Source organism: Sphaerisporangium corydalis (assembly GCF_025506355.1).
GTDB classification, from domain to species: Bacteria; Actinomycetota; Actinomycetes; order Streptosporangiales; family Streptosporangiaceae; genus Sphaerisporangium; species Sphaerisporangium corydalis.
Window position 1 is genome coordinate 34,901 of the sequence record NZ_JANZYP010000034.1, and the last position, 24,861, is coordinate 59,761.

Genomic DNA, 24,861 nt, shown 5'->3' on the forward strand with positions numbered 1-24,861 from the left:
TTCTTATTGACGGCCGGGCTCCCCGTCCTGCACGCTGTGATTCGAACACGCCTCGGCAACGTCCATGTAATCCCTGAGTAACTCATGGGACACACGACTTCCGACCACCCCCCGGACCACCAAGCAAAGGAAGCCCCCCATGCACCGCACCACGCCGCGGGCCGTACGCACCGTGGCCGCACTCGCCGCCTGCGCCATGGTTCTCACCCTCGCCGCCTGCGGCTCCGACGATCCGGCCGAACCGGCGGCCGGCGGCGGCACGCTCGACATCGTCACCCGCTGGTCGTCGGGCAACTCCGCAGCCAAGGCCCAGAAGCGCATATTCGACGCGTTCACCGCGGAGACCGGCATCAAGATCAACGTCACCGAGGGCCTCGAAGCCATCGACGACCAGGTGGAGAACGCCGTGGCCGCGGGCAAGTCCCCCGACCTGGTGATCGTCAACCTGTTCGACAAGACGGTGGGCTGGCTGGACGCGGGCGTCACCGTCCCCGTCGACCAGTACGTCAAGGACTGGGGCCTCGCCGGCAAAATGAAGCCCGAGGCCCTCGACGAGTGGCGCGCCGGTGGCGCCCCCGACGGCAAGCTCCAGGGCCTGCCGTTCTCCGGGTTCAGCTGGCCGGTGTGGTACAACACCGACCTGCTGACCAAGGCCGGGGTCACGGAGATCCCGAAGACCACCGACGACCTCATCGCCGCCGCCAAGAAGCTGCGCGCCGCGAAGATCGGCCCCCTCACCGTCGGCGGCAACGACTGGAGCGGGCAGAAGCTCTTCTACCAGATCGCGCAGTCGTTCACCGACGCCGCGACGATGGAGAAGGTCATGCAGGGCGGCGGCTACTGCGCGACGCCGTCCGTACTCAACGGCGTCAAGCTCTTCACCCAGCTCCGCGACGCCGGCGTCTTCGTCGACAACGCCGCCGGCCTCAGCTCCGACGACATGTACGCGTCCTACTACTCCGGCAAGGCCGCGATCATGTCGGCCGGCTCGTGGGCCTACACCGAGTCCGCCGCCTCGGGCACCGGGATCGAGAAGCGCACGACCCTCGACGGCTTCCCGCTGCCGGGCGGCTCGGCCTTCAAGCGGCCGACGTCCTACCGGGGCTTCACCGGCGTCGGGTTCATGATCACCAAGCACGGCGCCGAGTCCGGCCAGATCGACAAGGTCCGCAAGCTGGTGACCAAGTTCTACGCCGACCCGGCGGTCGGCGACTTCGTCAAGGACGCCGGCATCCTGCCCCCGACCACCGGCGACTTCGCCTCGTACGCGACCGACCCGCTGCTCGCCAAGTCGCTCGGCCTCGACGCGGCCGTCGACTACGCGGTCCTGCCCGACGTCTGGATCGGCTCCGCGTCCGACCCGATCACCCAGGTCCTGACCGGGGCCTACGGCAAGGCGACTCCGCAGGAGATCTGCGCGGGCCTCGACACCGCCACCAAGGGCTGAGACCCGCCCGACGAGTGGGGCCGCCGCGTCCGGCGGCCCCACCCCTTGCCCGAAGGAAAGCGTACGAATGTCATCGACCAGCATCCGCCTCAGCGGGCGGAGGCGTGGAAGCGGCCTCGGATCGCGCCGCATCCTCTGGCTGACCGCTCCGTCCCTGGTGTGGTTCGCCGTCTTCTCCGTCGGCCCCCTCGCCGCCATGTTCGTCATCGCCACCATGCGGTGGAAGGGGCTGCTGTACGAACCGACGTACATCGGCACCGACAACATCTGGCGCGTCCTCGCCGACCCGACGTTCCACGCCGCGGTGCGCAACAGCGCGATCCAGGTGGCCGTCGCCATCCCGCTGATGATCCCGCTGGCCTTCATGCTCGGCTACCACCTCAACACCAAGCCCCGCGGCTACCGCGTCCTTTCGGTGCTCTACTTCTCTCCGGGCCTCATCTCGATCTCCATGACGGGGATGGTCTTCTACGGGGTGCTGTCCCCCAACGGCGGGGTCAACGGCCTGATGCGCACCCTCGGCCTCGACTCCCTGACCACCTCGTGGCTCGCCGACCCGAACACCGCGCTGGCGAGCCTCATCGCCATCGACCTGTGGCGCGGCGTCGGCTGGACCGCGGTGCTGTTCGCCGCCCGCCTGGCGAGCCTGCCCGCCGAGGTGATCGAGGCGGCCCAGATCGACGGCGCCGGGCGGCGGCGCATCATGTGGCGGGTCGCCTTCCCGATGATCAAGGACTATGTCCGCACGCTGACGATGCTGCAGTTCCTCTGGACGCTGTTCACCTCGGCCGCACTGATCCTCCTGCTCACCAAGGGCGGGCCTGGCACCTCGTCCACCACGCTGTCCTACCTGGTCTACGCCAAGGCGTTCTCCCAGCGGGATCTCGGCTACAGCCAGGTGGTCGGCGTCGTGCTCCTGCTTCTCGGCATCGCCGGCATGCTGCTCATCCGCGCGCTGCTGCGCGGCCCCGAGGAGCGGTCCCGATGAGCCCCCGGCGCCGCAACGCGGGCCCGGTGGCGACGGTCCTGTCCTGGGTGTACGCGCTGGTGCTGGCCGTGCCGCTGTACTACCTCGTGGTCAGCGCGCTGAAGTCCAACATCGAGATCTTCACCCGGCCGTTCTCGCTGCCGGCGCGGTGGCTGTGGGAGAACTTCGGCACCGCGTGGCAGACCGCCGACCTCGGGCGCGCCCTGCTCAACTCCCTGCTCATCTCGGTCGTGGCCATCGTGCTGACGCTGTGCCTCGCCGTCCCGGCGGCGTACGCGCTGGCGCGGCAGGACAACGGCCTCGCCCGCGTGATCACCGGGACCTTCTCCGCGGGCTTCCTCATCCCGCCGTTCGCCGCGCTGATCCCCACGGTCGTCCTGGCGATCAAGCTGGGGCTGTTCGGCACCCGCGAGTTCCAGATGCTCTTCCTGCCCGCGAGCGCGCTCCCGCTGTCGGTGCTCCTCCTGACCCAGTTCATGCGCACCGTGCCGCACGCGCTGGTGGAGTCGGCCGCCCTCGACGGCGCCGGGCACTGGCGCCTGCTGACCGGGGTCTTCGTGCCCATCGCGATGCCCGGCATCGTCAGCGTGGTGATCCTCCAGCTCCTCACGTTCTGGAACGAGTACCTGTTCTCGCTGACCATCACCGGCACCGGGCCGGACGTGCGGACGGTCCAGGTGGCCCTGCCGACGCTGGTCTCCGACGCGACCAACCTCGGCGTGCTCGCCGCGGGCACCGTGCTCACCGTCCTGCCGGTCTACATCGCGTACTCGCTCATGAACCGTCGTATGCAGGAAGCACTCACCGCAGGGGCGGTCAAGGAATGACACAGACCACACAGGCGAACGTCTCCGTCACCACCCGGCTCGACCTCGGCGGCGAGTGGGAGCTGATCTGGTCGGCGGGGCCCGACGACGTCCCCGAGGCCGTCCGCACGGCGGCCATCCCCGCCCAGGTGCCCGGCGAGGTGCACACGGCCCTCATCGCGGCCGGTCTCATCGCCGATCCCGACGTCGGATGGGGCGAGCTGGCGCAACGGTGGGTCGGCCACTCCCAATGGGTGTACCGGCGCCACGTCCAGTGGGCTCCGGTGCCGGGGACCCGCACCGACCTGGTGGCCGACGGCCTCGACACGATCGCCGACGTCTACGTCAACGGCCGCCGGATCGGGTCCGCGCGTGACCAGCACCTGGCGTACCGCTGGAGCGTGGAGGAGGTCCTGCTGCCGGGCGACAACCTCGTGGAGGTGCGTTTCGGCTCGGTGTGGGACGCCGCCCACGAGCACGAACGCGCGCACGGGCCGCTGCCGAGCCCGTACGACGAGCCCTACCCGCACGTGCGCAAGGCCGCGGCCAACTTCGGCTGGGACTGGGGACCCCACTACGTCACCGCTGGCATCTGGCGGGACATCCGGCTGGAGACCTACGCCGGCCGGATCGGCCACGTCCGGCCGCTCGTCCGGCTCGACCCCGGCCACACCGCCGCCCACGTGACCGCGCATGTACGCGTGGACGCGCCCGAGGGCGCGGAGGTGCGCGTCCGCCTGACCGACCCGGCCGGACGGCCCGCCGGGTCGGCCGCGGGCACCGTCGCGGGTGATGAGGTGGCCATCGTCCTGCGGGTCGAGGACCCCGACCTGTGGTGGCCGGTCGGGCTCGGCGCGCAGCCGCTGTACCGCCTCCAGGTGGAGCTCGCGCACGCCGGGGTGGTGCTCGACTCGGCCGCCGTCCGCGTGGGCCTGCGCAGCGTCGCGGTCGACGAGAGCCCGGACCCGCTCGGGACGCGCTGGACGCTCGTCGTCAACGGGCGTGCGGTGCGGGTGCGCGGCTACAACTGGATCCCCGACGACACCTTCGCCAGCCGCGCCACGCCCGAACGCGTGGCCCGGCGGATCGACCAGGCCGTGGCCGGCAACGCCAACCTCCTGCGCGTCTGGGGCGGCGGCCACTTCGCGACCGAGGAGTTCCTGGACGCCTGCGACGAGCGCGGCGTCCTGGTCTGGCACGACTTCCTCTTCGCGTGCGCCGCGTACTGCGAGGACGACGAGATGGTCGGGCTGGTGACCGCCGAGGCGGAGCAGGCCGTCGCGCGGATGTCGTCCCATCCGAGCCTCGTGCTGTGGTGCGGCGGCAACGAGACCGTGCTCGGCCGGCACCACTGGGGGTGGGCCGACCAGATCGGCACACGCGGGTGGGGCGAGCGCTACTACCTGGACGTGCTGCCGGGCGTCCTGGCCCGCCTCGACCCGACGCGGCCCTACGTGCCCAACTCGCCGTGGTCGGGCGACGACCGCGATCCGGTGGCCGACACGCATGGCCTCAGCCACCTGTGGGACGCCTGGAACGAGCGCGACTACGTCCACTACCGCGACCACGACCCCGCGTTCGTCGCGGAGATGGGCTGGTGCGGGCCCCCCGCGTGGACCACGCTCCAGCGCGTCGTCCCGGGTGAGACCCCCGGGCCGGGCTCGCCGCTGACCCGCCACCACCTGCGCGCGATCGACGGCATGCACAAGCTGACCCGCGGCCTGCAACCGCACGTGCCCACCCCCCGCGACGACGCCGACTGGCACTTCGCGACACAGGTGGTCCAGGCCCGCGCCGTTTCGGCCGGCGTGGAGTGGCTGCGTTCCCGCGAGCGCTGCGGCGGGGTCGTCGTCTGGCAGCTCAACGACTGCTGGCCGGTGATCAGCTGGTCGGCCGTCGACGGCGCGGGCATCGAGAAGCCCCTGTGGCACGCCCTGCGCCGCTCGTTCGCCCCCCGGCTGGTCACGGTCCAGCCGGTCAGCCCAGGACCGACCCACGACCCCACCGGCGGCGACGGCCTCGTGCTCGTGCTCGTGAACGACTCGGGCGCCGGCTGGCGTCCCGGCGTCCTCCTGCGCAGGGTCGGGCTGGACGGCCGGGAGCACGCGCGCATGCTTGTGCGGCCCGAATGCCCGGCCGGGGGGATCGTCCGGCTGGCCGTCGATCCCGCGGTCGGCCGGCCCGCCGACCCGCGCGCCGAGATGCTCGTCGTCGAGGCCGACGGGGTGCGGACCACCTGGACCTACCGCCCGGAGCGGGATCTGGTGGCCCCGCCGCCCGAGCGGGCCGTGGACGTCGCCGTCGTCGGCGGCGCGCTGCACGTGACGGTCACCGCCGTGACCCTGCTCCGCGACGTGTGCGTGGCCGCCGACCGGCTCGCCGCGCCGCTCGGCCTGGAACCGCCCTCGCTCGCAGTGGACGACGCCCTCGTCACGCTCCTGCCAGGCGAGAGCCACGTTTTTCGGATAACGCGCCGGGACGGCCGCGCGATCCCCACGGATCGCGCCGCCGCCCTGTCCGGCGCGCTGCTCGATACATCGGTCCGGTCCTTCGGCGAGGTCACCGGTTCGACTGGCAACCCGCTCTGCGACGAAGGAGCACAATGAGACACCGAAGAACCCTCAGGATCCTGCTCGGCGCGATGCTGAGCGCCGTCCTGGCCGCGTCGATGGCGGTGCCGTCGATCGCGGAGGCGCGGGCCGCCCTGGCCGCTCGCCTCATCCATGTGGCCAAGACCGGCAACGACGCCAACGCCGGCACCCAGGCCCAGCCGTACCGGACGATCAACCGCGCGGCACAGGAAGCGCAGCCCGGTGACACGGTGGTCGTGCACGCCGGTCTGTACCGCGAGACGGTCAAGCCCGCGCGCGGCGGCACCGACGAGACCCATCGCATCACCTACACCAACGCCGGTGACGGCGAGGTGGTCGTCAAGGGCTCCGAGGAGATCAACACCTGGGCCAGGCACAGCGGCGACGTCTGGAAGGTCACGCTGCCGAGCACGTACTTCGGCGACTTCAACCCGTACGCGACCGGGCAGCCGCAGGGCGGAGAGGGCGGCGTCTTCGCCGGCTACACCGCGGGCGACGTCTACCTGGACGAGCAGGCCTACTACGAGAAGGCGTCGCTGAGCAACGTCCAGTCGGCGGCCAACACCTGGTACACGGAGGTGTCCGGCGGCAACACCACCATCTACGCCAACTTCGCCGGCGCCGACCCGAACGCCAAGCTCGCGGAGATCAACGTGCGCCGCCAGGTGTTCGCGCCGGACGTCTGGGGTCTCGGGTACATCACCATCAACGGGTTCACCGTCAAGCACGCGGCCGGCACCTACTCCGACTTCCCGAGCAGTCCCACCAGGCGGCAGGCGGGCGCCATCAGCGTCTACGGCGGGCTGAAGTGGATCATCCAGAACAACATCGTCGTCAACGCGCGCACGATCGGCATCGACATCGGCCTCGGCAATGACGAATGGGCCGGCAACCGGCCCGGCCAGACGCGGACGAACTTCCACGACACCGCCAAGTACGGCTCGCACATCGTCCGCAACAACTACATCGCGAAGTCCGGCCAGTCGGGCATCGCAGGCGTGTTCTCCTGGAACTCCGACATTCTGTACAACATGATCGAGGACACGAACTACCGCGGCGAGTTCAGCGGCGCGGAGACGGCCCCGATCAAGGTTCACTACATGAACGAGGGGCTCATCAAGGGCAACTACATCAAGAACTCCAAGGGCGGCAACTCCGCCGGCATCTGGACGGACTGGGGGAACCAGAACGTCCGCATCACCGGCAACATCGTCATGAACAGCCCGTGGGGCTACTACGCGGAGGCCGTCCACGGGCCCATCCTCGTGGACAACAACATCTTCATCGGCAACAGCGACATCCGGACGCTGGACGCGACCGGCATCGTGTTCGCCAACAACCTGTTCCTCGACAACGGCCGGATCAACATCGACGGCGGCGGCAGGGACGCCTACTACTTCCAGCCGGGCACGATGAACGAAACGACCGCGCCCACCTCGGTCCAGAAGTTCAACTGGTACAACAACCTGGTCCAGGGCTCGACGCTGCCCGAGAACGCGACCAACAAGACGCACGTCAAGGAGGGCAACTCCACCGGCGTCCTGTCCAACGTCCAGGTCACGTCGACCAACAGGGAGATGAAGCTCGGCTTCACCCTCGACGCCTCCGGCATCAGGGGCCTGACGCCCGTCACCAAGGCCAGGGTCGGCATCATCCCGCGTGCCAACGAGAGCATCGCCGCCGACGTGACCACCGACTTCTTCGGTAGCCCGATCAACACCGGCAACGTCATGGCGGGCCCATTCGCCGCCGCGAAGGGCGGCGCCAACTCGTTCACGCTGTGGCCGCCGGCGGGCCAGACGGTGCCGACACCGCCCGCGCCGCCGGCGGACGTGCCGGTCAACCTGTCGCTCAACTCGCAGGCCAGGGCCACCGCCTCCTACCAGGACGGCACCCTGACCGCCGACAAGGCGATCGACGGCAACGCCTCGTCGCGCTGGTCCAGCGACCACAGCAACGACCCCAACGCCTGGATCCAGGTCGACCTCGGTAACAGGTACAGCGTGTCCAGGGTGGCCCTGTCGTGGGAGACGGCCTACGCGAAGGCGTACAAGGTCCAGGTCTCCGACAACGCCCAGCAGTGGTCCGACGTCTTCTCGACCACGACCGGCGGTGGCGGCGTGGAATCCGTGACGATCGGGAGGAACGCCCGGTACGTCCGCATGCAGGGCGTCACACCGAACACGCAGTGGGGATACTCCCTGTACGAGTTCGAGGTGTACGGCAAACCGCAACCGGTCACCACCGCAGCGGTGACGACACCCGCCGCCGCCGAGGCCGGTACCGCCTCGGTGACGGCACTCGGCACCGCCCGGACCGGCGTCTCGTCGGCGACGGCACTCGGCACCACGAAGACGGCGGCGCTCGCGGCGGCCGCCGCCGCCCCCGGGACCAAGGCGCCCTCCACCACCTACCCGAGCACCTACACCGACTGGGCGAACGGCCTGCTCGCCGGCAACGGCAAGCAGGGCATCATCGTCTTCGGCAACCCGCGCGCCGAGACGGTCGTCTTCGACGACAAGGACTTCTTCATGGCGCGGTCGGAGGGCCGTCCGCACCGCACGTTCAACACCGTCAGCCAGGACAACATCAACAGGATCAGGGACCTGCTGATCGCCGGCAACTACCAGCAGGCGAACCAGCTCGCGGCCGACGTGCAGGGCTACCAGGGCGGCGGCGAGGGCAGCAAGCACCCCGGCTTCAAGATGACGCTCACGATGCCCGCCAGCGGCACGGTCACCAACTACGTGCGGTCCACCGACTACTCCTCGGGCGTCGTCGGGGTGAACTGGAACGACTCCAAGGGCGCCTGGCGGCGCGACTCCTTCGTGTCGCGGACGGACGGCGCCACCGTCCAGTACCTGCCGGCCCCGTCCGGGCAGCGGCTCGACGTCAAGCTCGGCCTGTCCATCGACACTGGCATGAACCTGCTCAACAAGGGCGTCACCTACGCCAACAACTCCAACACCACCTTCCTCAACCTCCGGGCCAAGTACCCGAACGGCAGCTACAACGCCGGGTACGAGGGCGTCACGCGGATCGTGACGGACGGGACCAAGACCATGTCCGGCACCGACGTGCAGGTCTCGAACGCGTCGTACGTGCTGCTGCTGTCGCTGACCCAGCGCTACAACGGCACCTACCAGGGCGGCGTCACCGCCGAGCAGGACTGGAACAAGCAGTTGCTCCAGACGAGGCTGGCGGCGCTCCCCGGCGACTACCAGACGTTGCTCAACCGGCACGTGGCCAAGCACAGCGAGATCTTCAACCGCGTCTCCCTCGACCTCGGGGCGAGCACGGCCGACCGCGCGAAGTCCAACGAGGAGCTGCTCGCCCAGCAGAAGTCGTCGTCGACCCCGAACCCGGCGCTGATGGAGCGGATGTTCTACTCCGGCCGCTACCACCTGCTGGCCTCCAGCAACGAGACGGCGGCCCCCGACCTGCTCGGCAACTGGACCGGCGACAGCAACGTCGGTTGGGACGGCTACTACCACCTGGACGCCAACCTCAACCTGCAGATCTCCGGTGGCAACATCGGCAACATGCCGGAGGCGATGGCGGGCTACTTCTGGCTCAACAAGCAGTGGCAGACCGACTTCCGGACCAACGCCAAGAAACTGCTCGGGACGCGAGGCATGCTGACGGGCGGTAACACGCCCAACGGGGAAGGCCTCATCTCCAACATCAACTTCGACTACCCGTACCAGTACGTCACCGGCGGGGAGTCCTGGCTGCTGTACCCGTTCTGGGAGTACTACCAGATCACCGGCGACAAGACGTTCCTCCAGAACCAGTACTACCCGCTGATCCGCGACATGGGGGACTTCTACCAGGACTTCCTGGTCAAGAAGGACGCCAACGGCAAGTACATCTTCGCCGGATCCATCTCCCCGGAGAACCGGCCGCCCGGCGGCGTGCCACTCACCGTCAACTCGGTCTACGACATCTCCGGCGCCCGGTTCGCGCTGTCGACGCTGATCGAGACGAGCAAGACGCTCGGCAAGGACGCGGACAAGATCTCGATCTGGCAGGAGCTGCTCGACCACCTGCCCCCGTACCTGGTCAACAACGACGGCGCGCTGGCCGAGTGGGCGTGGCCGGACCTGGCGAACAAGAACCAGTACCAGCACCGGCACGCCAGCGGCCTGATGCCCGTCTGGCCCTACCGCCAGGTCACGCCGGAGAAGAACAAGCAGCTGTACGACGCGGCCAAGGTGTTCCTGCAGAAGAAGGACGGTGGCAGCTACGAGAACGCCGGCCACGGCCTGCTGCACGGCGCGCTGATCGCCGCCGACCTGAACGACGCCGCCTCGGTCACCGCGAAGTTGCTGCGGTTCGCGAAGGAGGACTACTACTACACGAGCCTGGCGACGTCGCACTACAACGGCCACAACACCTTCGCCACCGACGTCGTCAACTCCGTGCCGACGATCATGATGGAGATGCTGGCCACGACCGACCCCGGCACGCTGGAACTGCTTCCCGCGCTTCCGAGGGACCTGAAGAAGGGCACCATCTCCGGCACGCGGGGCAAGAGCCGGTTCACCATCAACAACCTCACCTGGGACACCGACGCCCGCACGGTCAAGGTGACGCTCACCTCCGACATCGACCAGAACCTCACGCTGATCCAGCGCGCGGGCATCGCGACGATCACCAGCCCCGACATCACGGTCCAGAGCTCGCCGCTCGGCGACATCGCCCGCGTCCTGCCGCTCAAGCAGGGCAAGGCCGTGACGCTCAACCTGACGCTCAAGGGCGCCACGTCACGGGCCAACCTGGCCCTGGGCAAGACCGCGCGCGCCTCCTCGGAGTCCAACGCCGACCAGACCGCCGCCAAGGCGTTCGACGGCGACCCGGCCTCGCGCTGGAGCGCCAGCGAGAGCGCCGACAACTGGCTCCAGGTGGACCTGGGCGCCACCTACAACCTCAACGAGGTCGACCTGCGCTGGGAGGCCTCCTACGCGAAGCGCTACAAGCTCCAGGTGTCGGCGGACGGCACGACCTGGCGGGACATCTACACCCAATCCGCCTCGACCGGCGGCACAGAGAAGGTCACCGTGAGCGCGTCGGGCCGTTACGTGCGAATGCAGGGACTGGAGAAGTCCGGCCAGTGGGGCTACTCCCTCTACGAGATGGAGGTGTACGGCACCGCGTGAGCCCCGACGGCGGCGAGCGTCGGCGCGGGGCCGTGAGCCCGCAAACGACCCTCCGCGTGTGACGGTACCGCCGGTGTCTCCGCGCCTCGCCACCGCGGGCATGGCGAAAGGGCCACTTCCGCTGACCGGAAGTGGCCCTGAATCCACAGCACCTGCTCCGCCCGGCCCGTATCGCACATCGGTTCCCGGCAACCGGTGGAACCCGGCCGAGGTGCCGTGAAATCGGCGTCGGCCAGTGATGAGGCCATGAGCTGAGCCGACGAACCGGCCCGTCGATGACACTGATCTTCGCCGTCGTCAACCCCGAGATCATGGACCTGAAGCGGTGGCTACCTACGATGGCATCCAGTGCAAGCCGAGTGGCGGCACCCTTTTTGTCGTCATTATCACTAATGTGAAGATCGACCGTACAGCCCGCAGGGCGCGGGATTCGCGTTCGGCGCTGTACGGCAACTGGTGGACGATCGGCCGATTGCCCGATTCGTTGAGCCATCATGACCGGCGACCGTGGGCGCGCCTGTACCCTCACTGATCCGGGGAGCCGGCCGAAAGCGCATGCCACGATCGCCGGCATGGTGGCTAACAGGTTCGACCGTAAGGTCAGGTGCGAGTTCGAGGTTGATCGGCCGGGCGAGGCCGAGGAGGTCTTGAGTGTTTGCGGATGGCGCTGGGACAAGGTCGCACCCCAGACCTACCAAGCGGACGTGGAAGTGCGCGGCGGTATGTGGGGGGCAAGCCGCAGGGCGCGCGGCTTGCTGATCACCGAGTTGCATAGGCACGGCCTACGAGCCAGGCTTCGCTGGGTGCGACTGCTGGATGTGCCGATGCAGTCGGGCGACCGATTGCCCGTCCACGAGGTGCGCGTCTCGCGCCGGACCAGACTGGAGCGATTCTTGGTCGCGTGCGGGGCGCGTGACATCGGTGCCTGCATCCAGGCGGTGGACGGGCAGGACGCTCAGCGCCAGTTGATGTTACTCGTGAGCGCGCATGGAGAGGACCGCGACCTGAAGTGGCGTACCAGGTTCGGGCAGCCACTCCTCCCCGCCGTACCGGGGGCCGAGCGTCCCAAAGCCGTCGGCTGGACGCGCGCTCTCGCCGTCTCCGCGCTGTCGCTGGGAATCATCCTGGGATCGCTCGGCGGAGGTCTTGTGCCGATCGTCGTCGGCGCTGTGCTCGCCCCGCTGTCGGCTGCGTCGATGATCCGCCTACGACGCAGGCCAGCGTGGGGGCTGGTACCACTGACCGCCATGGGGGGCGGCGTATGGCTCGGATCGCTGACCGGCATGTGGTACGTCTGGCCGGCCGTGGCCCTGGCCGTCCTGATGGGTATAGGCCTGCGGCATCTCGCCCGTGATCTGTCCCTGGCAGAGAAGGCGTCTTGGGCCTTCCCTGCTGCCCTGCCGGTCCTCGTGCCCCTCACTGCGGCGATCGGGGACCTGGCCTACGGCCGCTACCTCGGCGCACTCGGCCTGTCACGGGAGGACATCGCCCTAGGATTGTGGGACCGGTTGGGCGCTGCAGCTGTTCCGGTGGGAGTAGCCTTCGGCGTCGCACTGACCCTACTCGGATGTGTCGGGTGGCTCAGATACCTGCACATACGGCTGCCCGTCGCCGCGGCGCTCATGGTGATCGGAATCTATCTGGTGTCCGGCGCCGCGACGGCCGCCGGACGCGGAGCGGACGCGGCCGCGCGTCCAGGACACGGATTCGGCGTGCTTCTCCCGGCCCGGGCCTGCGCCTTTCCGTTGAAAACGCGGATCGCGAGCAGAGGGTCGATGCTTCTCGTGCGGCCGCGCCCCCTGCTCTACCTGGAACTATCAGGCGACCGGATCGCGCTCTGGGATCCGGTCGCCGTTCACCGGCGGGGCCTGGAAAAGGTCGCCGCCGGCGATGTCCAGCTGGTGCGGATAGACGATGGCGAACGGGACTGTCAGGCGCTGGGCGTCGAGAGCTCCAGCAACTCCTCCACCAGCGTCCCTACGAGGCCGTCCGCCTTCAGTAGACGGGCGGCCTCGGCCAGGTGACGGCGAGCGGCCTCGGGGTTGCCGGCCAGCCGCTCAAGGCGGCCCAGCTCCAGATACCCCTCCGGGGCCAGCGGCACGGAACCGACCAAATAAGTGAAGGTATGCCGCGCGATCTTGACGCTGCCGAGCCGCAGGTGCACGCGTCCGAGCCGCAACAGGGTGGAAGGCACCGGGTCATGCTGAATACGGAGCATCTCGTCCAGGACGTTCGCGGCCTCCTGATAGGCACCTAGCGCTATCAGGCAGTCCGCCATAACGTCCAGTAGAGCGAGCCTGTCGGCGTCGCCGCTCGGGGTCATCGTTTCCAGCGTGCGAAGAGCCTCCCGGTGCTTGCCTTCGTTCGCCAACGCTCGGGCCTGCGCGACCTCCTCGGGTGGGCGTGCCGCCTCGACCCGCTTTCGCTCTGCGGTCCCGGAGAGCCGGCGGGAGGCGCCGCCTGTGCGGTCGGACACCCACAACCAGGCGTTGGCCGAGAAGTTACGCTCTGGCATGGAGCTCCGCACGTTCCAGAAGTCCTCCGGACGCATGTCGCGGAAGCCATGCCTGACGACATCGTTATAGAGGTGATCGGAGACGATCACCGCGAGTTCCGCCGCAGGGTGATCGACCAGCGCCTCCTTCACCGGCGGGCTGTCCAGCAGCCGGAAGCACTCGATGACGGCGGGGCCGCTGAATCCCGTGGGGCCGGTGGAGACCACGCCATTGGTCAGTGCGAGGCGCAGCCGGATACGCGCCGGCTCGGCCAGCAGCCGGTTCTCCTGGCGCAGCGCGGTCGACAACCCCCGCACCAAGTTCGGGAGCACCGCCGTCTCGTCGATGTCGCTCGGCGGCATGATGAGCACCCCGTCACCACTAGTCTGCACGATTTCCTCGGGCAGGTCGGCCTCGCGGCACGCGGCGTGCACGACCGTGATGAGACTCTGTTGGGCGCGTATCTGTTCGGGCACTGGGCGTCCGCTCCAGTCCTTGATATCGATGGCTCCGCAGAGCGCTCTTCGTGGCAGCGGCATGCGACATCCCCGTTTCGGCCGGTCGGGTGGGACATACAAGGTGGTTTCGTTCCCGAGATGACGTCATTGTGCTGGTCACCTGGCAGGAGTTACCCCTACTGGTGCGGGGAGCCGGGACACGACAGGGGCGTTCCTGAGAAGCATCCCGGCCCCAGGCTGACCGAGCGATCCGCCCCCGGCCATCCACAGGTGGCATGCGCACTGGGCGCGGCAAGGCAGGCGGCTCGCTAGCATTCCGGCGCGTCGAGAAGGACGGCTTCGGGTGGGTCGATCTCCGCGAAACGAGCAAGCCCGACCACATCCGTGATCACCACCCGTCCGCGCCGGCTCGCGATCAACCCCTTCATGGCGCTTATGGCCTTCTGGACGGTACCTTCCTTTGCTCCGATGAGCATCGCCAGTTCGGCTTGCAGCAGATCAGTGGTCCAGCATCCGTTGCTCCTCGTCGGGCACCGTTGCAGCTGGTACAGCAGGGCGCGGGCGAGCCGCCGATCCACTTCGTAGCCCGCCAGGTCCGCCCGGAAGACGTTGGCCTGCCTGAGCCGTTCGGCGGAGGTGGCGGTGAGAGCCCTCGCGGCCTCCGGGTGCCCTTCGATGAACCGCAGGAAGACATCGTCCGAGACGACCAAGGCGTCGGTCATCACCCGCGCGGCCACGCTCGCCGTGCGCGGCATCACACCGACCATGGCCATCTCTCCGACAACGTCCCCCGCGTAGCGGATCGCGAGAAGGGATTCCGAGCCGTTCTCCACCGTGGCGATCACATTGACGCGGCCGGTGAGCAGAAGATAGACCACTCCCCCCGGGTCACCCTGAAGGATCAGAAACTCGCCATGGTCGTAGGCTCGTACCCGGCCGAGTCTCAGCAGAGCATCTCGGGAGGGATGCGGCAGAGCGCCTAGGTAGCAGTTCTTGGGCCACGGCTCAGGGGGCATGAAGATCACCTCGGATCACGCCCACGGCAGGGGCGCTATTTGTCGTCCGGTGAGGCGCCACCGGATCGAGGTCGTTCTCCAGCAGCAATTCAATTATGACGTCACCCCCCTTCTGTGATGCGGCACTTGCGAAATGCGTGTGAACAAAATCCTGAATGTCGCCCGATACCCGTAAAAGGGCCGTGAACAGGAGCCTGCGCGCCGCCCTCGTGTCTCCTCGCTCGGCCGCCCGGTAAGCCAGTGAGACGAAAGGAAGCGGGCTGGGCGGGTCGGCCTCGGCCGCCGCGTTGAGGCAGGCGTCGGACGTGCCGTGTTCGTTCAGCGTCCGGAAGGCCGAGGCAAGGTCGAGAAGGAGCGCACACGCGAAGCGGTCCACCCCCGGCTCCGGCCGCATCTTGAGGACACGCAGACCCTCGGCCAGGTAAACCCTCGCCAGGTCCGCACGTCCCCGCAGGAGTTCGAGGCGTCCCAGACGCTGAAGCGCCGGCCAACTCGTCGGCCGGCAAGCCAGGAGGGACAGCCAGGTTTGAGCCGCCGCTTCCGCGTCGCCGAGGAGTCGCCGGCACTCACCGAGGGACAACAACGCCTCCTCCACGGCTGGCTCGTCTAGATCGTGCGAAAAACGCAGCGCCTCCTCCAGCTTCTCGGCCGCTCCGCTGTACTCCCCCTCCCGCAGGAGCCGCCCGGCGTACGACATCAGCGTTTCGACGTGCGGGGCCGAGGCCAGGGGCGCGCGCGGGCGCGCTGGCGGGCCATTGGTGGTCCAGCCCGGGACGTACACCCAGGCCGACGACGGGAAGCCGGCGCCAAGCCTGATCCGGTGATAGTCCACGGGACGGTGCCCGAGGAAGCCCCTGTTGACCACGTCATGGTAGAAAGCGTCCGACACGATCACTGTCAGGTCGCACTGCGGCAGACGGCTCAGCGCCACCCTGACCTGTTCGCTGTACAGAAGACGCAAACCCTCGGCGAGCGCGCGGCCCGGAATGCCAGGGGGCAGGGCCGGCCCCATGGTGAGCGCGAGTCGCACACGTAGCCGGGGGAGACCGGGCCGATGCGGGTTCGTTTCGATAAGGGCGATGCGCAACTCGCGAATCAGCGCGGGTACGTCGGCCGCTGGGTCGTCTCCGCCGCGCAGGTCCATGCGGACACCGTGGGCGAAGGCCGACCACGGGGAGTTCATGGTGAAGCCGCTGCGCAGGCATGCGGTCTCGAACGTGTCGGCCAATGCGCTCTGCAGGTGAATGCGATCGGGAATATGCCGGCCGTACCAGCCGTCAGCGTCGCTGGTCAGGCACAGCCGGCGGACGTCGGCGATGTCCATCAGAACTCGACATGGTCCAGTGGAATGCTCCGGAAGCCCTTGACCCGTTCGGGCACCTGGAGGGCTTCAGCCCTCGCCGTCGCCACCAGCGAGTTGAGCATGGTGCCCAACGCGGCCGTGATGGCCTGCGTGTCGGTTCCCGCATGCGGATCGGCGATGAACGCGGCGGCGGTCGCCATACGTTTGAGCACAGACTCCACCGCCTCGCCAAAACCGTACGTGATGACGTGCGGATGCGGACGCCATTCACGGCTGGTCAGGGCGTCGAAGGCGCTCGCCCACCGCTCTTCCGGGTCGGCGGGCGCCCCGTCGGTCAGCAGGAAGACCACGGGCCGCAAGGGACGCACATTGCGGGCGAGGAGCCGGGGGAGGTCGAACTCGATGCGGTCACGCAGGCTCTCGAACAGTGGTGCGAAATACGTAGACCCCCGGCACTCGACCGTCGGCAATCTGGTGAGTTCGGCGATCTCGGTCATCGCCAACACCAGGTGCGGACGGTTGCTGAAGGTCAGAATGGACAGGTGGATGAACTCTGAGATGCGTGGGCTGGAGTAGAGGGTGTTGATGATGTCCTCCAGCGTGCGGTTCAAAAGCGCCTCGTAAGGCCTCATCGATTTGGACACGTCGACCACGAGATAGGTGGGCAGACCCTGCGCGTGGGGCGCGGGCGAACTATTCATCATGTTCATGGTGACTCCAACACGTCATTTCATGAGAAGAGGGACGTCGCGAGTCCAGCCACCGCGAGCAGTGCCAGGGCCGCGACGAAAAGCGCGATCACCAGTGGCAGCAGGCTTCCCGCCGGTGCGTGCTCGGCGTCGATCCCCGCTCGCCCCTGGTCCGGGCGAGCGGACGGGCGGGCGCGAGCCGGCTCACCCGTCGAGGGGTGCGGATTCTCGGGAACCGAGGCCCGGCCGAGCGAGGAAGGTGAAGAGGAGCCGTAGGGCGCAGGTCCGAGCGACGCGGCCACGGAGATGACGGAGGGAGGCCGGGTATCGAGGGAGGGCGCAGCGGCAGTGGCCGGTTGGGCCGGTTGGGCCGGTTCGAAGCCGGGAGTCGATGCCAGCAGGGCGTGCAGCTCCGACATGGGTGGACGCCGGCTAGGGTCGCCGGTTGTCACCGCCGTCCAAAGTATCTCGCCCAGCGGACCTCCTCGGACGTCCGCGGGGAGCGCCGCGTGCGCGGCGGCCGGCTCGGGCCCGCGCAGCCCGGTAAGGCACCGAAGCACGAGGACGGCGAGCTTGTAGCGGTCGGTGTGAACGCTCAGCCGGCTCCCCGAGGGGACAGCCGGGTCGTTCCAGAACTTCGACTCGACCCAGAGCCGATCGGTCAGGCCACATGAATCCATGTCGATGAGGAAGATCTCGCCGGTGCCCCGGGCCCACAACGCGTTCGCGTACGACCAGTCGCCATAGACGATGTCATAGCGTTCCAACAGTACGCCGACGGCCGCGAGGTTCCGCGCCACTGCGAGTCGCTCCTGCGGCGTCGGCGTCGCCCATCCCCGTTTGGCGTAGAAGTCCAGATCTGTCTGGACAAGTTGGTCGATGTCCATCAGCCGATGCACGCTGGCCCCGGAAATCATCCGCATTTCCACACGGAACTCCGGTGGGGCCTTGGCCAGCACGACTCCGGCGGCACGCTCGCCATCCATCACCCGGCTGACGGGCCAGCAGAGGCTCCGGTCGACCAGGGCCAGGTCGGCGGGTGGCATCTCAGCCGGTAGGGCGATCAGGCGGTCCAAGACCTGAACGGGTTCGGTCGCCAGACCGGGTCGGTACAACTTGACCAGCCAGCCAGGATGCTCGGCGCTCTCGTAGAGAACCTGCGATTCGCCGTTCTCCTCCGCGATCACCACACCGCGCGCCGCAACTTCGGCGAGCGGGGTGACGGCCTCGAACGGGCTGTCCGACCACGTCTTCAACCGGGTACGCGGAGTCATCACGGGCACCAGACGACGACGGCGGTTCGATCGTCGAGTCGTCCGGCCGCTTCGAAACCGACGTCCCGCAAGAAGTCGGCGACGGGGGGCGGTGCCTCCCACCTCCGCGCGAACCATGAGGCGAGTGCGTCGCCTGGCTCCAGGGCGTCTCCCAGCCCATCGGTCGCCAGTGCCAGAACCGCGCCCGGGGGCAGTTCGGTGGTAATGCTCGTGACCCGGTCGGGATGGAAAGGCAGGAACTCCGCCAGCCTGCCGGCGTCGAGTCCGTCCTTCCGCGCGCCGATGAGCCTACGCCACCCTTCGGCCGTCCTCAGCCAGCCGCCGACGTCGGCCAGTGCCGCGAGCCAGACGGTGCGCCCGCCGCGGGCATCCGGTTGCACGGGGATGACCGCCACCAAGGCCGCGGCCCGGACGTCGTCCTCCTCCGCGCCGTGCTGCCGAGCCGAGCCCGCCATCTGCCTGGCCGCGTCCAGGAACACCTCCGGTGCGCACAGCGGCGTCCCGCTGTCCAAGTCGGATCGGATGCGGCCGACCAGGGCGGTTACGGCGACGTTGGCTCCCAGGTGCGATCGCTTGCTGTCGGACATGCCGTCGGCCACGGCCACGATGAGGTGGCTTTTGAGGGTGTTCCGGCCGAGCCGGTAAGCGTCCTGACGGGGGACTGCGGGCTCTTCACACCTGTGCCCGGGTCCTACGAGCGACGCCGCCCGCACAATGAGCTCGCCGACGGTGGCGGCGTCGGCGGCGATGCCCGCCAGAGCCGGCTCGTCCGGCAATCGCCATGGCAGACGGGCGGCTTCAGGGGGGTGACCGAGGGGACGAGGGAAGCCGGCCGCGCTCTCCGGCGCGGCCCGGTCGGAGCTAGTAGCCGGACGCCGCATCAGAGGTCCTCCTCGCCCTGACCGCGTTGCCAGGGGGTGGGGTTCCAGCCAGTTACGTGGTCCACCGACCCGTCCGTGACCTGGGACGGCAGTACGTCTTCCTCGTCGTCCCCCGAATCGGCGCGATGCCGACTGATTGCCTGAGGCTTCTCCGGCGGCGCAAGTTGTTGAATGCCGAAAGTGCCGGTGGGGGTCGAGCCGACGATGCCCGCGATCGGCTGGATGATCAATTGCCGGATCGTCTCCATCTCGGCTTCCTGGATCAGATCGTTGTCCACCATCTTGTTGAACAGGTCGATCCGGTTCTGCATGCTCATCTCCCTGCGCTTGCGGATGTCGGTGATGACGTCGCCGACCTGGTCCGGGGCGCGCTGGAGCAGCATCAGAATGAGGTCTTCCTCGGTGTGGATCCGGCCCTTGAGCCGAGACAGACCGGCCTCGGCAAGGTCGGCCTCGTGCCTCGCCTCCACCACGGCGGCGATCCTTTCGGCCGCCCCCCTGTCGTGATCGGCGCGTGCCGAGAAGCGGAACATCGAGATGCCCCCCGGGTAATCGTGTACCCGGCCGTGCCCGAGCGACTCGGTCAGATGCTGCTCCAGTTCGCCGTCCTGTTCGATTTCGTAGCTGCGCGAGATCGGCAGGACGGCCTCGGTGACCCAGGACTGGACGATCGCGTTGCCGTCACGGATGCGCGCCCGAACGATCTGGGCCGGGTGTGTCACCCGCCATCCGACGTCGATCGTCAGGCGGAACCGGGCGGCCTTGGACCTACTGGGCACCTCCAGGTGGAAGGAGGTGTAGTGGTCGGAGAGATCGACCTCATAACGCCAGCGATAGCGACGCATGGCGAAGACCCTCGGCGGCTTCTGCAGGTGGAAGACCTCGCCGGTGTCGTCGGAGTAGAGAAGCGCCCGGCCCGGCTGGATGGGCAGACGGCCGGCCGTGGCCACGGACTGCTCGACGAGGATCAGCGGTACCTGCGGTGGCGCGTACTTCGTCCAGTTGTCGTCGACGACCTGCCGGAAACGCTGCCTCTGTACCGGGTTGAGCGGGGGGTCCGGACGCTTTGGTAGGGGCTGGTTGACGTTCGAGGAGTGCCCCGGTGGGACGGGACCGCCGGGTGGCAGTGGGTGTTGCGCGTTCATGGGCGGGTTGGGAGGCATCGGCTGATTCATGGCCTTCGGCTTTCTGGTGAGATCAGGCGGAGCACTTCAACGGACGCGGTCGGCGCGCGGCGCGTCCCCTTGGCCCATTTGGCGGCCTCGTGAGCGACGATCGTGGCGCTGCGCGGTTCCTCCGCGACGGTCGCCAAAAGCAGAGCGAGGGACCGGCAGGCGTGCGGTCGATCATTTACGGCGTGCGCCCACTCGGCGAGGACGGTCTTGGCGTACGGGTGGAGCCGGGGGGCGGTGACCGCATCCCGCCAAAGTGCGGCGATCTCCCGATGCCGCACGGGGTCGCAGGTGGCTATATAGAGCAGGGCGGGCCAGATGACTCCGTCCACTTTGCGCACCAGATCGGCCGCGGTGAGCAGGAACGCCAGGCGGGCGGCCGGCTTGCGCCCGCGGTCGTCGAGCCAGGCGAGCAGTGTCGCGGGGGCCTCCAGCCGCTCGCCCTCGATCTCCCACATCTCGGTGATGCTGTTGCAGACGGCCATCGTCACGTCCAGGTCCTCCGACGAGCTGAGCTTCTCCAGCGCCTTGAGAGCGGCACCAGCGCCGGCGGCGGCGTACTCGATGCGCCATGACCGAGCCGCGGTCGCCTGTAGTGCAGGGGACGCGTCGGCAGACCAGGCGTGCACCAGGTTCCTGATCGGGGCGCGCAGATCTGGGTCCGTCTCCCCCGCGGTGCGCAAGGCCCTCGCCGCGGCGTCCCGCAGATCCGGCTCGTCGCTCTCCGCCCACGGTCTGATGACAGTGGCCCTGACATTGTCGAAGGACTGCACGGCCAGCACCCCGGTCGCCACGGCGGCACGAACACGCACCGATTCCAGCTCGTGTGTCGCGCACAGTCGCAGCCAGTTCAGCAACCGGGGACGGGCCTCGTCGTACTCGTTCCAAAAGTAGAGTAAGTACTTCCTCTGGAAGCCCTCGTCCCGATAGCGCACCGCCTGTGTCGGGGCGCCGCCGTGCCAGGTCTGCACGGTGGAGGGCGTCACATGTGCGCGAAGCTTCCGCAACCTCTGGCTCTTGCCACCGGCCAGGGGGGCCAGCCGGGGACGTTCCGCGCTTTCCAGCGGCGTCTCGGGTTCCAGCCCTCGTTGCAGCCGGTAAGCGGCGGCCGCGACGGTCTCGTACGGCTCGCCGCCGAGCACGGCCACGGCCAGCGCCATACTCTGCGTGGGCAGGTCGGGCAGGCCCTCGGCCCAGTCCTGGAAATCGGAGTCGCTTCGCAGCCCGAGCCGCTCCCGCACAGCGTCGAAGAGCGACCCGCCGGCCTGCGACGCCTCGGCAGCGAACTGGGCGAGAATCGCGGCGTGCCTGGGGCTGGCGTCCCTGGACAGCTCCTCCTGCACCAAGGCCATCAGCTCGGCGTTGTCGAAGATCCGGTCTATGGCCTCGCCGTCGAGGCTTTTGCGCAGATGCCGGTATATGACCTCGACGCGATCGGTGACCTCTCCCAGATCCATGACCAGCGCGGCCACCTCCGGATCGGTGAGCCGCCGGCCGGTGACCAGGGTCACCACGAGCCGGGCGTCGCATTCCTCCAGGACGGCCGTGAGCTTGGCCACCTCATAGGCGGTGAGCTCGCGAGCAGTGGCCCCGGGGAGGTCCGCGAGTATGTACCCGCCCCCCTTAATAAGGGTGTCGGCGGTGAGCGCCGCCGGTCTCGTCTGAGGGTCCAGCCGGAAGACTGCCGGGCAGCCGAGCAATAAGCGCCTGGCCGTCATGAACTTCCCGCGATCGGCGTCCGCCCTGACGAACACAACCCTGCCGGTGGCCATGGCCTCCCGCAGCGCGGCGAAGCCGGTCGGGGCCACGAACAGCTCTTCGGCCTCCGCAAGATCGGCCGGTTGCAGCCGCATCAGCCGAGGCGCATCCTCGGTCTCGGACACTGCCTGGTAGTAGATGTGCATGTCCCCGCCGGCCACGTTCTCTGCGCGGACCTTAGCGGAGGCGAAACTGGAGATGGCGTCGGCTTCGGTGTCCAGCCGGTCCTGCACGGTTCCCGGCTGGGCGGCGCGCGCGGCCAACTCACGGCCCAGGTTGCTGGCCTTACGCTCCTCGGGTTCGTGCTGCTCACCGTCCTGGTTCTGCTGCTCCGGCTCCTTCGGTTCCTTCTTCTCGGGAGGTGGTGCGGGCTCGCTCATCGGTCCCCTCCGTGATTGTGAATGTCCCCGCCGGCGATCTGGCCGCCCCGCATGTTGATCCGAGCCTTGGTGAACGTGGACACGGAAGGTCGCCGCGGCGTGTCCGTCTTCGGCGCCGCGCCGGCCATGCCCTGCTTCTCGTCGCCGACGCCCCCATCAGACGAGGCGGCGCCGTCTTCGTCCGCGTGCGCGTCGTGCTCGCCGGTCGTCTGGTCCGGTAGGGCGCACCCGGGCGCCCACAACCATGCATCTCTGCCGTGAACGTGCAATTTGCGCAGATCCCGCGTTTCCAGCGAGGTGAGCTGGCCCGCGATGGTGTCCTCGAAGATGGGTTTGGACACGACCACGACGAGATCGGCCTCGCTTCGGTCAAGGACTTCCAGGGCCCCCCGGCAGCCCGCCATCTCGTGCGCCTCGACGGGCGCGGGACCGTCGAAGCCACTCTCGGCGTTCCCGCCTACCATGCCGAAGTGAATCGCAAGCCGCAGGCGCAACCGTCCTTCCGTCGCCACCAGGCGGTTGTGCTCCCGAATCGCGATGTGTACCTGCTGGACGAAATGATCGGTCACCAGCGGTTCCGGAGCGCCCACCGGCAGCACGGCCAGCAGCCGGTGGCCCTCCCGCGTCCGGTGCCATTGATCAGTGCCGAGCCCGGCACGGCCTGCGGCGGCATCGAATGCCGTGCCCAGGCTCTCCCCGGTCAGCCGTTGCATCAGGGCCGTCCGCTTGTCGTAGCCGTGCGCGTGGACGGCTAGCACCAGCCTGCGCTCGTAGGTTCGCACCATGGTTCATCTCCAGCCGAGGACCATGAGCATGACCAGCATGGCCAAGGCGGCCGTGGCCAGCGCCCAGATCGGGACGGGCACTCGCTGCCGCCAGATGGGGGATGACGCGGCCGGCCAACGGCGAGCGTGACCGGCGTGAGACTGCGTCTCCCGGGATGCTCTGGCCCGATTCAGCAGTGCAGGCACGAGATGCTGCTCCAGCCGCTCCGCGTGGCCGGGGTTCGCCAGCTGGGCGTACAGGACCGTCAGCGCCCCAGCCCAGATGTGCGGCGCCAATGGGCGTGCGAGCAGGTCGTGCAATCGGTTCAGCAACCTATCGTCCGCCAGCTGCTCGCCGAACAGTGGGTACAGCAGCCCTGCCAGCCGAATGGCCGCCCGATTACCGCCTCGTTTCGCCAGCTCGGGCGCGTACCACTGGTAATGGGCAAGGTGGTTCATGACGATCTCGGCGTCCGCCTGCGACAGCATGACCCCGCGGCTCGCCGCGGCGCAGATCCAATCGACGAGCTCGAAGAAATTCTCTCTGCCGCGCTGGGCTTCCAGTTCCTCGTAAAGGGAGAACAGCGACCTGCTGTCCGGCGTCGCGACGGTGGCCGGTCGCTCGGGAGGGTACCTCAGGCGAGAGCCGGGCGGCCGGTGCGTCGGCCGTGCCGCGGCCGTCCTGCGTTCCGCCCGAGGAGCCGACCGGGTCCCGACGTGATCGTACTTGACGAGGCCGGGATGGGTCGCGGCCGCCTCGAGCCGGGCTCGCAGGGAATCGTGCCGGACGATCGGGTCGAGGATCGCGGCCAAGCCGGTCCCGCCCAGCTCGTCGTAGGCCGCGACCAGGCGGACGGCCACCAGATCGCACTCGTCACGGTAGGGAGGGTCAGCGTCGTCGCATAGCACGAGCATGGTCTCCTCTCGGAGCTGAGTGGGCGGAGCGCCCCGCTGTCCGGCGCGGTCACGGAAGACAATGTGAGGAAGTTGTGTAGCTACGCCGCCGGGCGGCGGCTCGTAGGTCGAGAACGACGGAGTCCAGCCGCAGTCCAGGTCACGCAGCAGCACGCCGGCCGTGTCCCGAAGCCCTCGAAGGTAATCGCCTTGCACGGCCGCGGGACCGCTCAGTCGGTCTACCGGAAGCAGCGCGGAAATGGGCTTGCCCGGCTCCCGCAACACGCTCGCGACCAGGCGGCAGAGGTCTTCGGGGCGTCGTGCCGGACTGTCGTCCTGCCACAGCCATCGCTCGGTGAACGCGTCCAGCGCTTCCGGGGAGATCTCCGAAAGCCGGTGACCGGGCTTCACCTGCCCGGGTGACGGACCGAGGCCCAATATGCCCGACACCCCCCACTGCTGGCAGGCGAGGGCGAGATCGATGCCGAGCGCCGCGCGTGGCCCGACGAGCGCGCGTGCCACCTGTGGATGGCGGCCCCCATCCTCCCTGGTGTATCCGGCATCGACGGCCGTGGCCTGCCTGTCATAGAGGCGCTGGACGATGGCGGCGAGGTCGTGCTGGGGGAAGACGAGGTACACCAGACTCCAGTGACCGTCCTCCACTCCTCGTGGGGGCTCCGCCGAGTGGACGAGCATCTGCTTGTACCTGCCGAGCGCCTGAGGATCTCCGACCGAGGACGCCGCCGGTCCGAAGTCCTCGTGCCGTAGCCAGCGGAACTCGATTTG

The 24,861-nt window shown here is 68.6% G+C and carries 16 protein-coding genes; 6 read left to right on the plus strand and 10 right to left on the minus strand.

The window, feature by feature from the left end; translation table 11 throughout:
* The first annotated feature begins 139 nt into the window (after positions 1-139).
* From NYZ98_RS22720 to NYZ98_RS22745, 6 genes are all read left to right on the plus strand, one after another.
* Positions 140-1,447: an ABC transporter substrate-binding protein gene (locus tag NYZ98_RS22720; RefSeq protein ID WP_262844882.1), complete on the plus strand. Its 1,308-nt coding sequence runs from the start codon at positions 140-142 to the stop codon at positions 1,445-1,447.
* Positions 1,448-1,514: 67 nt separating this feature from the next.
* On the plus strand, positions 1,515-2,435 hold the full coding sequence (locus NYZ98_RS22725; RefSeq protein WP_262844883.1) for a carbohydrate ABC transporter permease: 921 nt from the start codon (positions 1,515-1,517) through the stop codon (positions 2,433-2,435).
* Positions 2,432-3,262, plus strand: coding sequence for a carbohydrate ABC transporter permease (locus NYZ98_RS22730; protein ID WP_262844884.1), 831 nt, complete (start codon positions 2,432-2,434; stop codon positions 3,260-3,262). Before NYZ98_RS22725 ends, NYZ98_RS22730 begins: the two co-directional genes overlap by 4 nt.
* Entirely contained in the window at positions 3,259-5,847 is a 2,589-nt protein-coding gene (locus NYZ98_RS22735) for a glycoside hydrolase family 2 protein (protein WP_262844885.1), read from the plus strand. The genes NYZ98_RS22730 and NYZ98_RS22735 overlap by 4 nt, the downstream gene beginning before the upstream one ends.
* On the plus strand, positions 5,844-10,991 hold the full coding sequence (locus tag NYZ98_RS22740) for a glycosyl hydrolase family 95 catalytic domain-containing protein (protein ID WP_262844886.1): 5,148 nt from the start codon (positions 5,844-5,846) through the stop codon (positions 10,989-10,991). Before NYZ98_RS22735 ends, NYZ98_RS22740 begins: the two co-directional genes overlap by 4 nt.
* A gap of 572 nt (positions 10,992-11,563) precedes the next feature.
* Positions 11,564-13,015, plus strand: a complete 1,452-nt coding sequence (locus NYZ98_RS22745) for a hypothetical protein (RefSeq protein ID WP_262844887.1) — start codon at positions 11,564-11,566, stop codon at positions 13,013-13,015.
* Here the strand turns inward: NYZ98_RS22745 and NYZ98_RS22750 are convergent.
* From NYZ98_RS22750 to NYZ98_RS22795, 10 genes are all read right to left on the minus strand, one after another.
* Entirely contained in the window at positions 12,922-14,025 is a 1,104-nt protein-coding gene (locus NYZ98_RS22750) for a tetratricopeptide repeat protein (RefSeq protein ID WP_262844888.1), read from the minus strand. The two genes, NYZ98_RS22745 and NYZ98_RS22750, sit on opposite strands and share 94 nt — an antisense overlap.
* Before the next feature lie 227 nt (positions 14,026-14,252).
* Positions 14,253-14,960 (minus strand): Crp/Fnr family transcriptional regulator, encoded by a 708-nt coding sequence (locus NYZ98_RS22755; protein WP_262844889.1) that lies wholly within the window; start codon positions 14,958-14,960, stop codon positions 14,253-14,255.
* A complete protein-coding gene (locus NYZ98_RS22760; protein WP_262844890.1) occupies positions 14,950-16,284 on the minus strand; it encodes a tetratricopeptide repeat protein in 1,335 nt (444 codons plus the stop codon). Before NYZ98_RS22760 ends, NYZ98_RS22755 begins: the two co-directional genes overlap by 11 nt.
* Positions 16,284-16,973, minus strand: a complete 690-nt coding sequence (locus NYZ98_RS22765; protein ID WP_262844891.1) for a vWA domain-containing protein — start codon at positions 16,971-16,973, stop codon at positions 16,284-16,286. Before NYZ98_RS22765 ends, NYZ98_RS22760 begins: the two co-directional genes overlap by 1 nt.
* 20 nt (positions 16,974-16,993) lie before the next feature.
* Positions 16,994-18,226: a hypothetical protein gene (locus NYZ98_RS22770; RefSeq protein ID WP_262844892.1), complete on the minus strand. Its 1,233-nt coding sequence runs from the start codon at positions 18,224-18,226 to the stop codon at positions 16,994-16,996.
* Positions 18,226-19,002: a protein phosphatase 2C domain-containing protein gene (locus NYZ98_RS22775; RefSeq protein ID WP_262844893.1), complete on the minus strand. Its 777-nt coding sequence runs from the start codon at positions 19,000-19,002 to the stop codon at positions 18,226-18,228. The genes NYZ98_RS22770 and NYZ98_RS22775 overlap by 1 nt, the downstream gene beginning before the upstream one ends.
* Before the next feature lie 104 nt (positions 19,003-19,106).
* Positions 19,107-20,252 carry a hypothetical protein gene (locus NYZ98_RS22780; protein ID WP_262844894.1) on the minus strand — a complete coding sequence of 382 codons (1,146 nt, stop codon included), beginning with the start codon at positions 20,250-20,252 and terminating at the stop codon, positions 19,107-19,109.
* A 26-nt stretch (positions 20,253-20,278) separates the two neighbouring features.
* The gene (locus NYZ98_RS22785; protein ID WP_262844895.1) at positions 20,279-22,417 is read right to left on the minus strand and encodes a hypothetical protein; all 2,139 of its coding nucleotides are present in this window, start codon (positions 22,415-22,417) and stop codon (positions 20,279-20,281) included.
* Positions 22,414-23,202 carry a hypothetical protein gene (locus NYZ98_RS22790; protein WP_262844896.1) on the minus strand — a complete coding sequence of 263 codons (789 nt, stop codon included), beginning with the start codon at positions 23,200-23,202 and terminating at the stop codon, positions 22,414-22,416. The genes NYZ98_RS22785 and NYZ98_RS22790 overlap by 4 nt, the downstream gene beginning before the upstream one ends.
* A gap of 3 nt (positions 23,203-23,205) precedes the next feature.
* On the minus strand, positions 23,206-24,714 hold the full coding sequence (locus NYZ98_RS22795) for a hypothetical protein (protein WP_262844897.1): 1,509 nt from the start codon (positions 24,712-24,714) through the stop codon (positions 23,206-23,208).
* Positions 24,715-24,861: the final 147 nt, after the last annotated feature.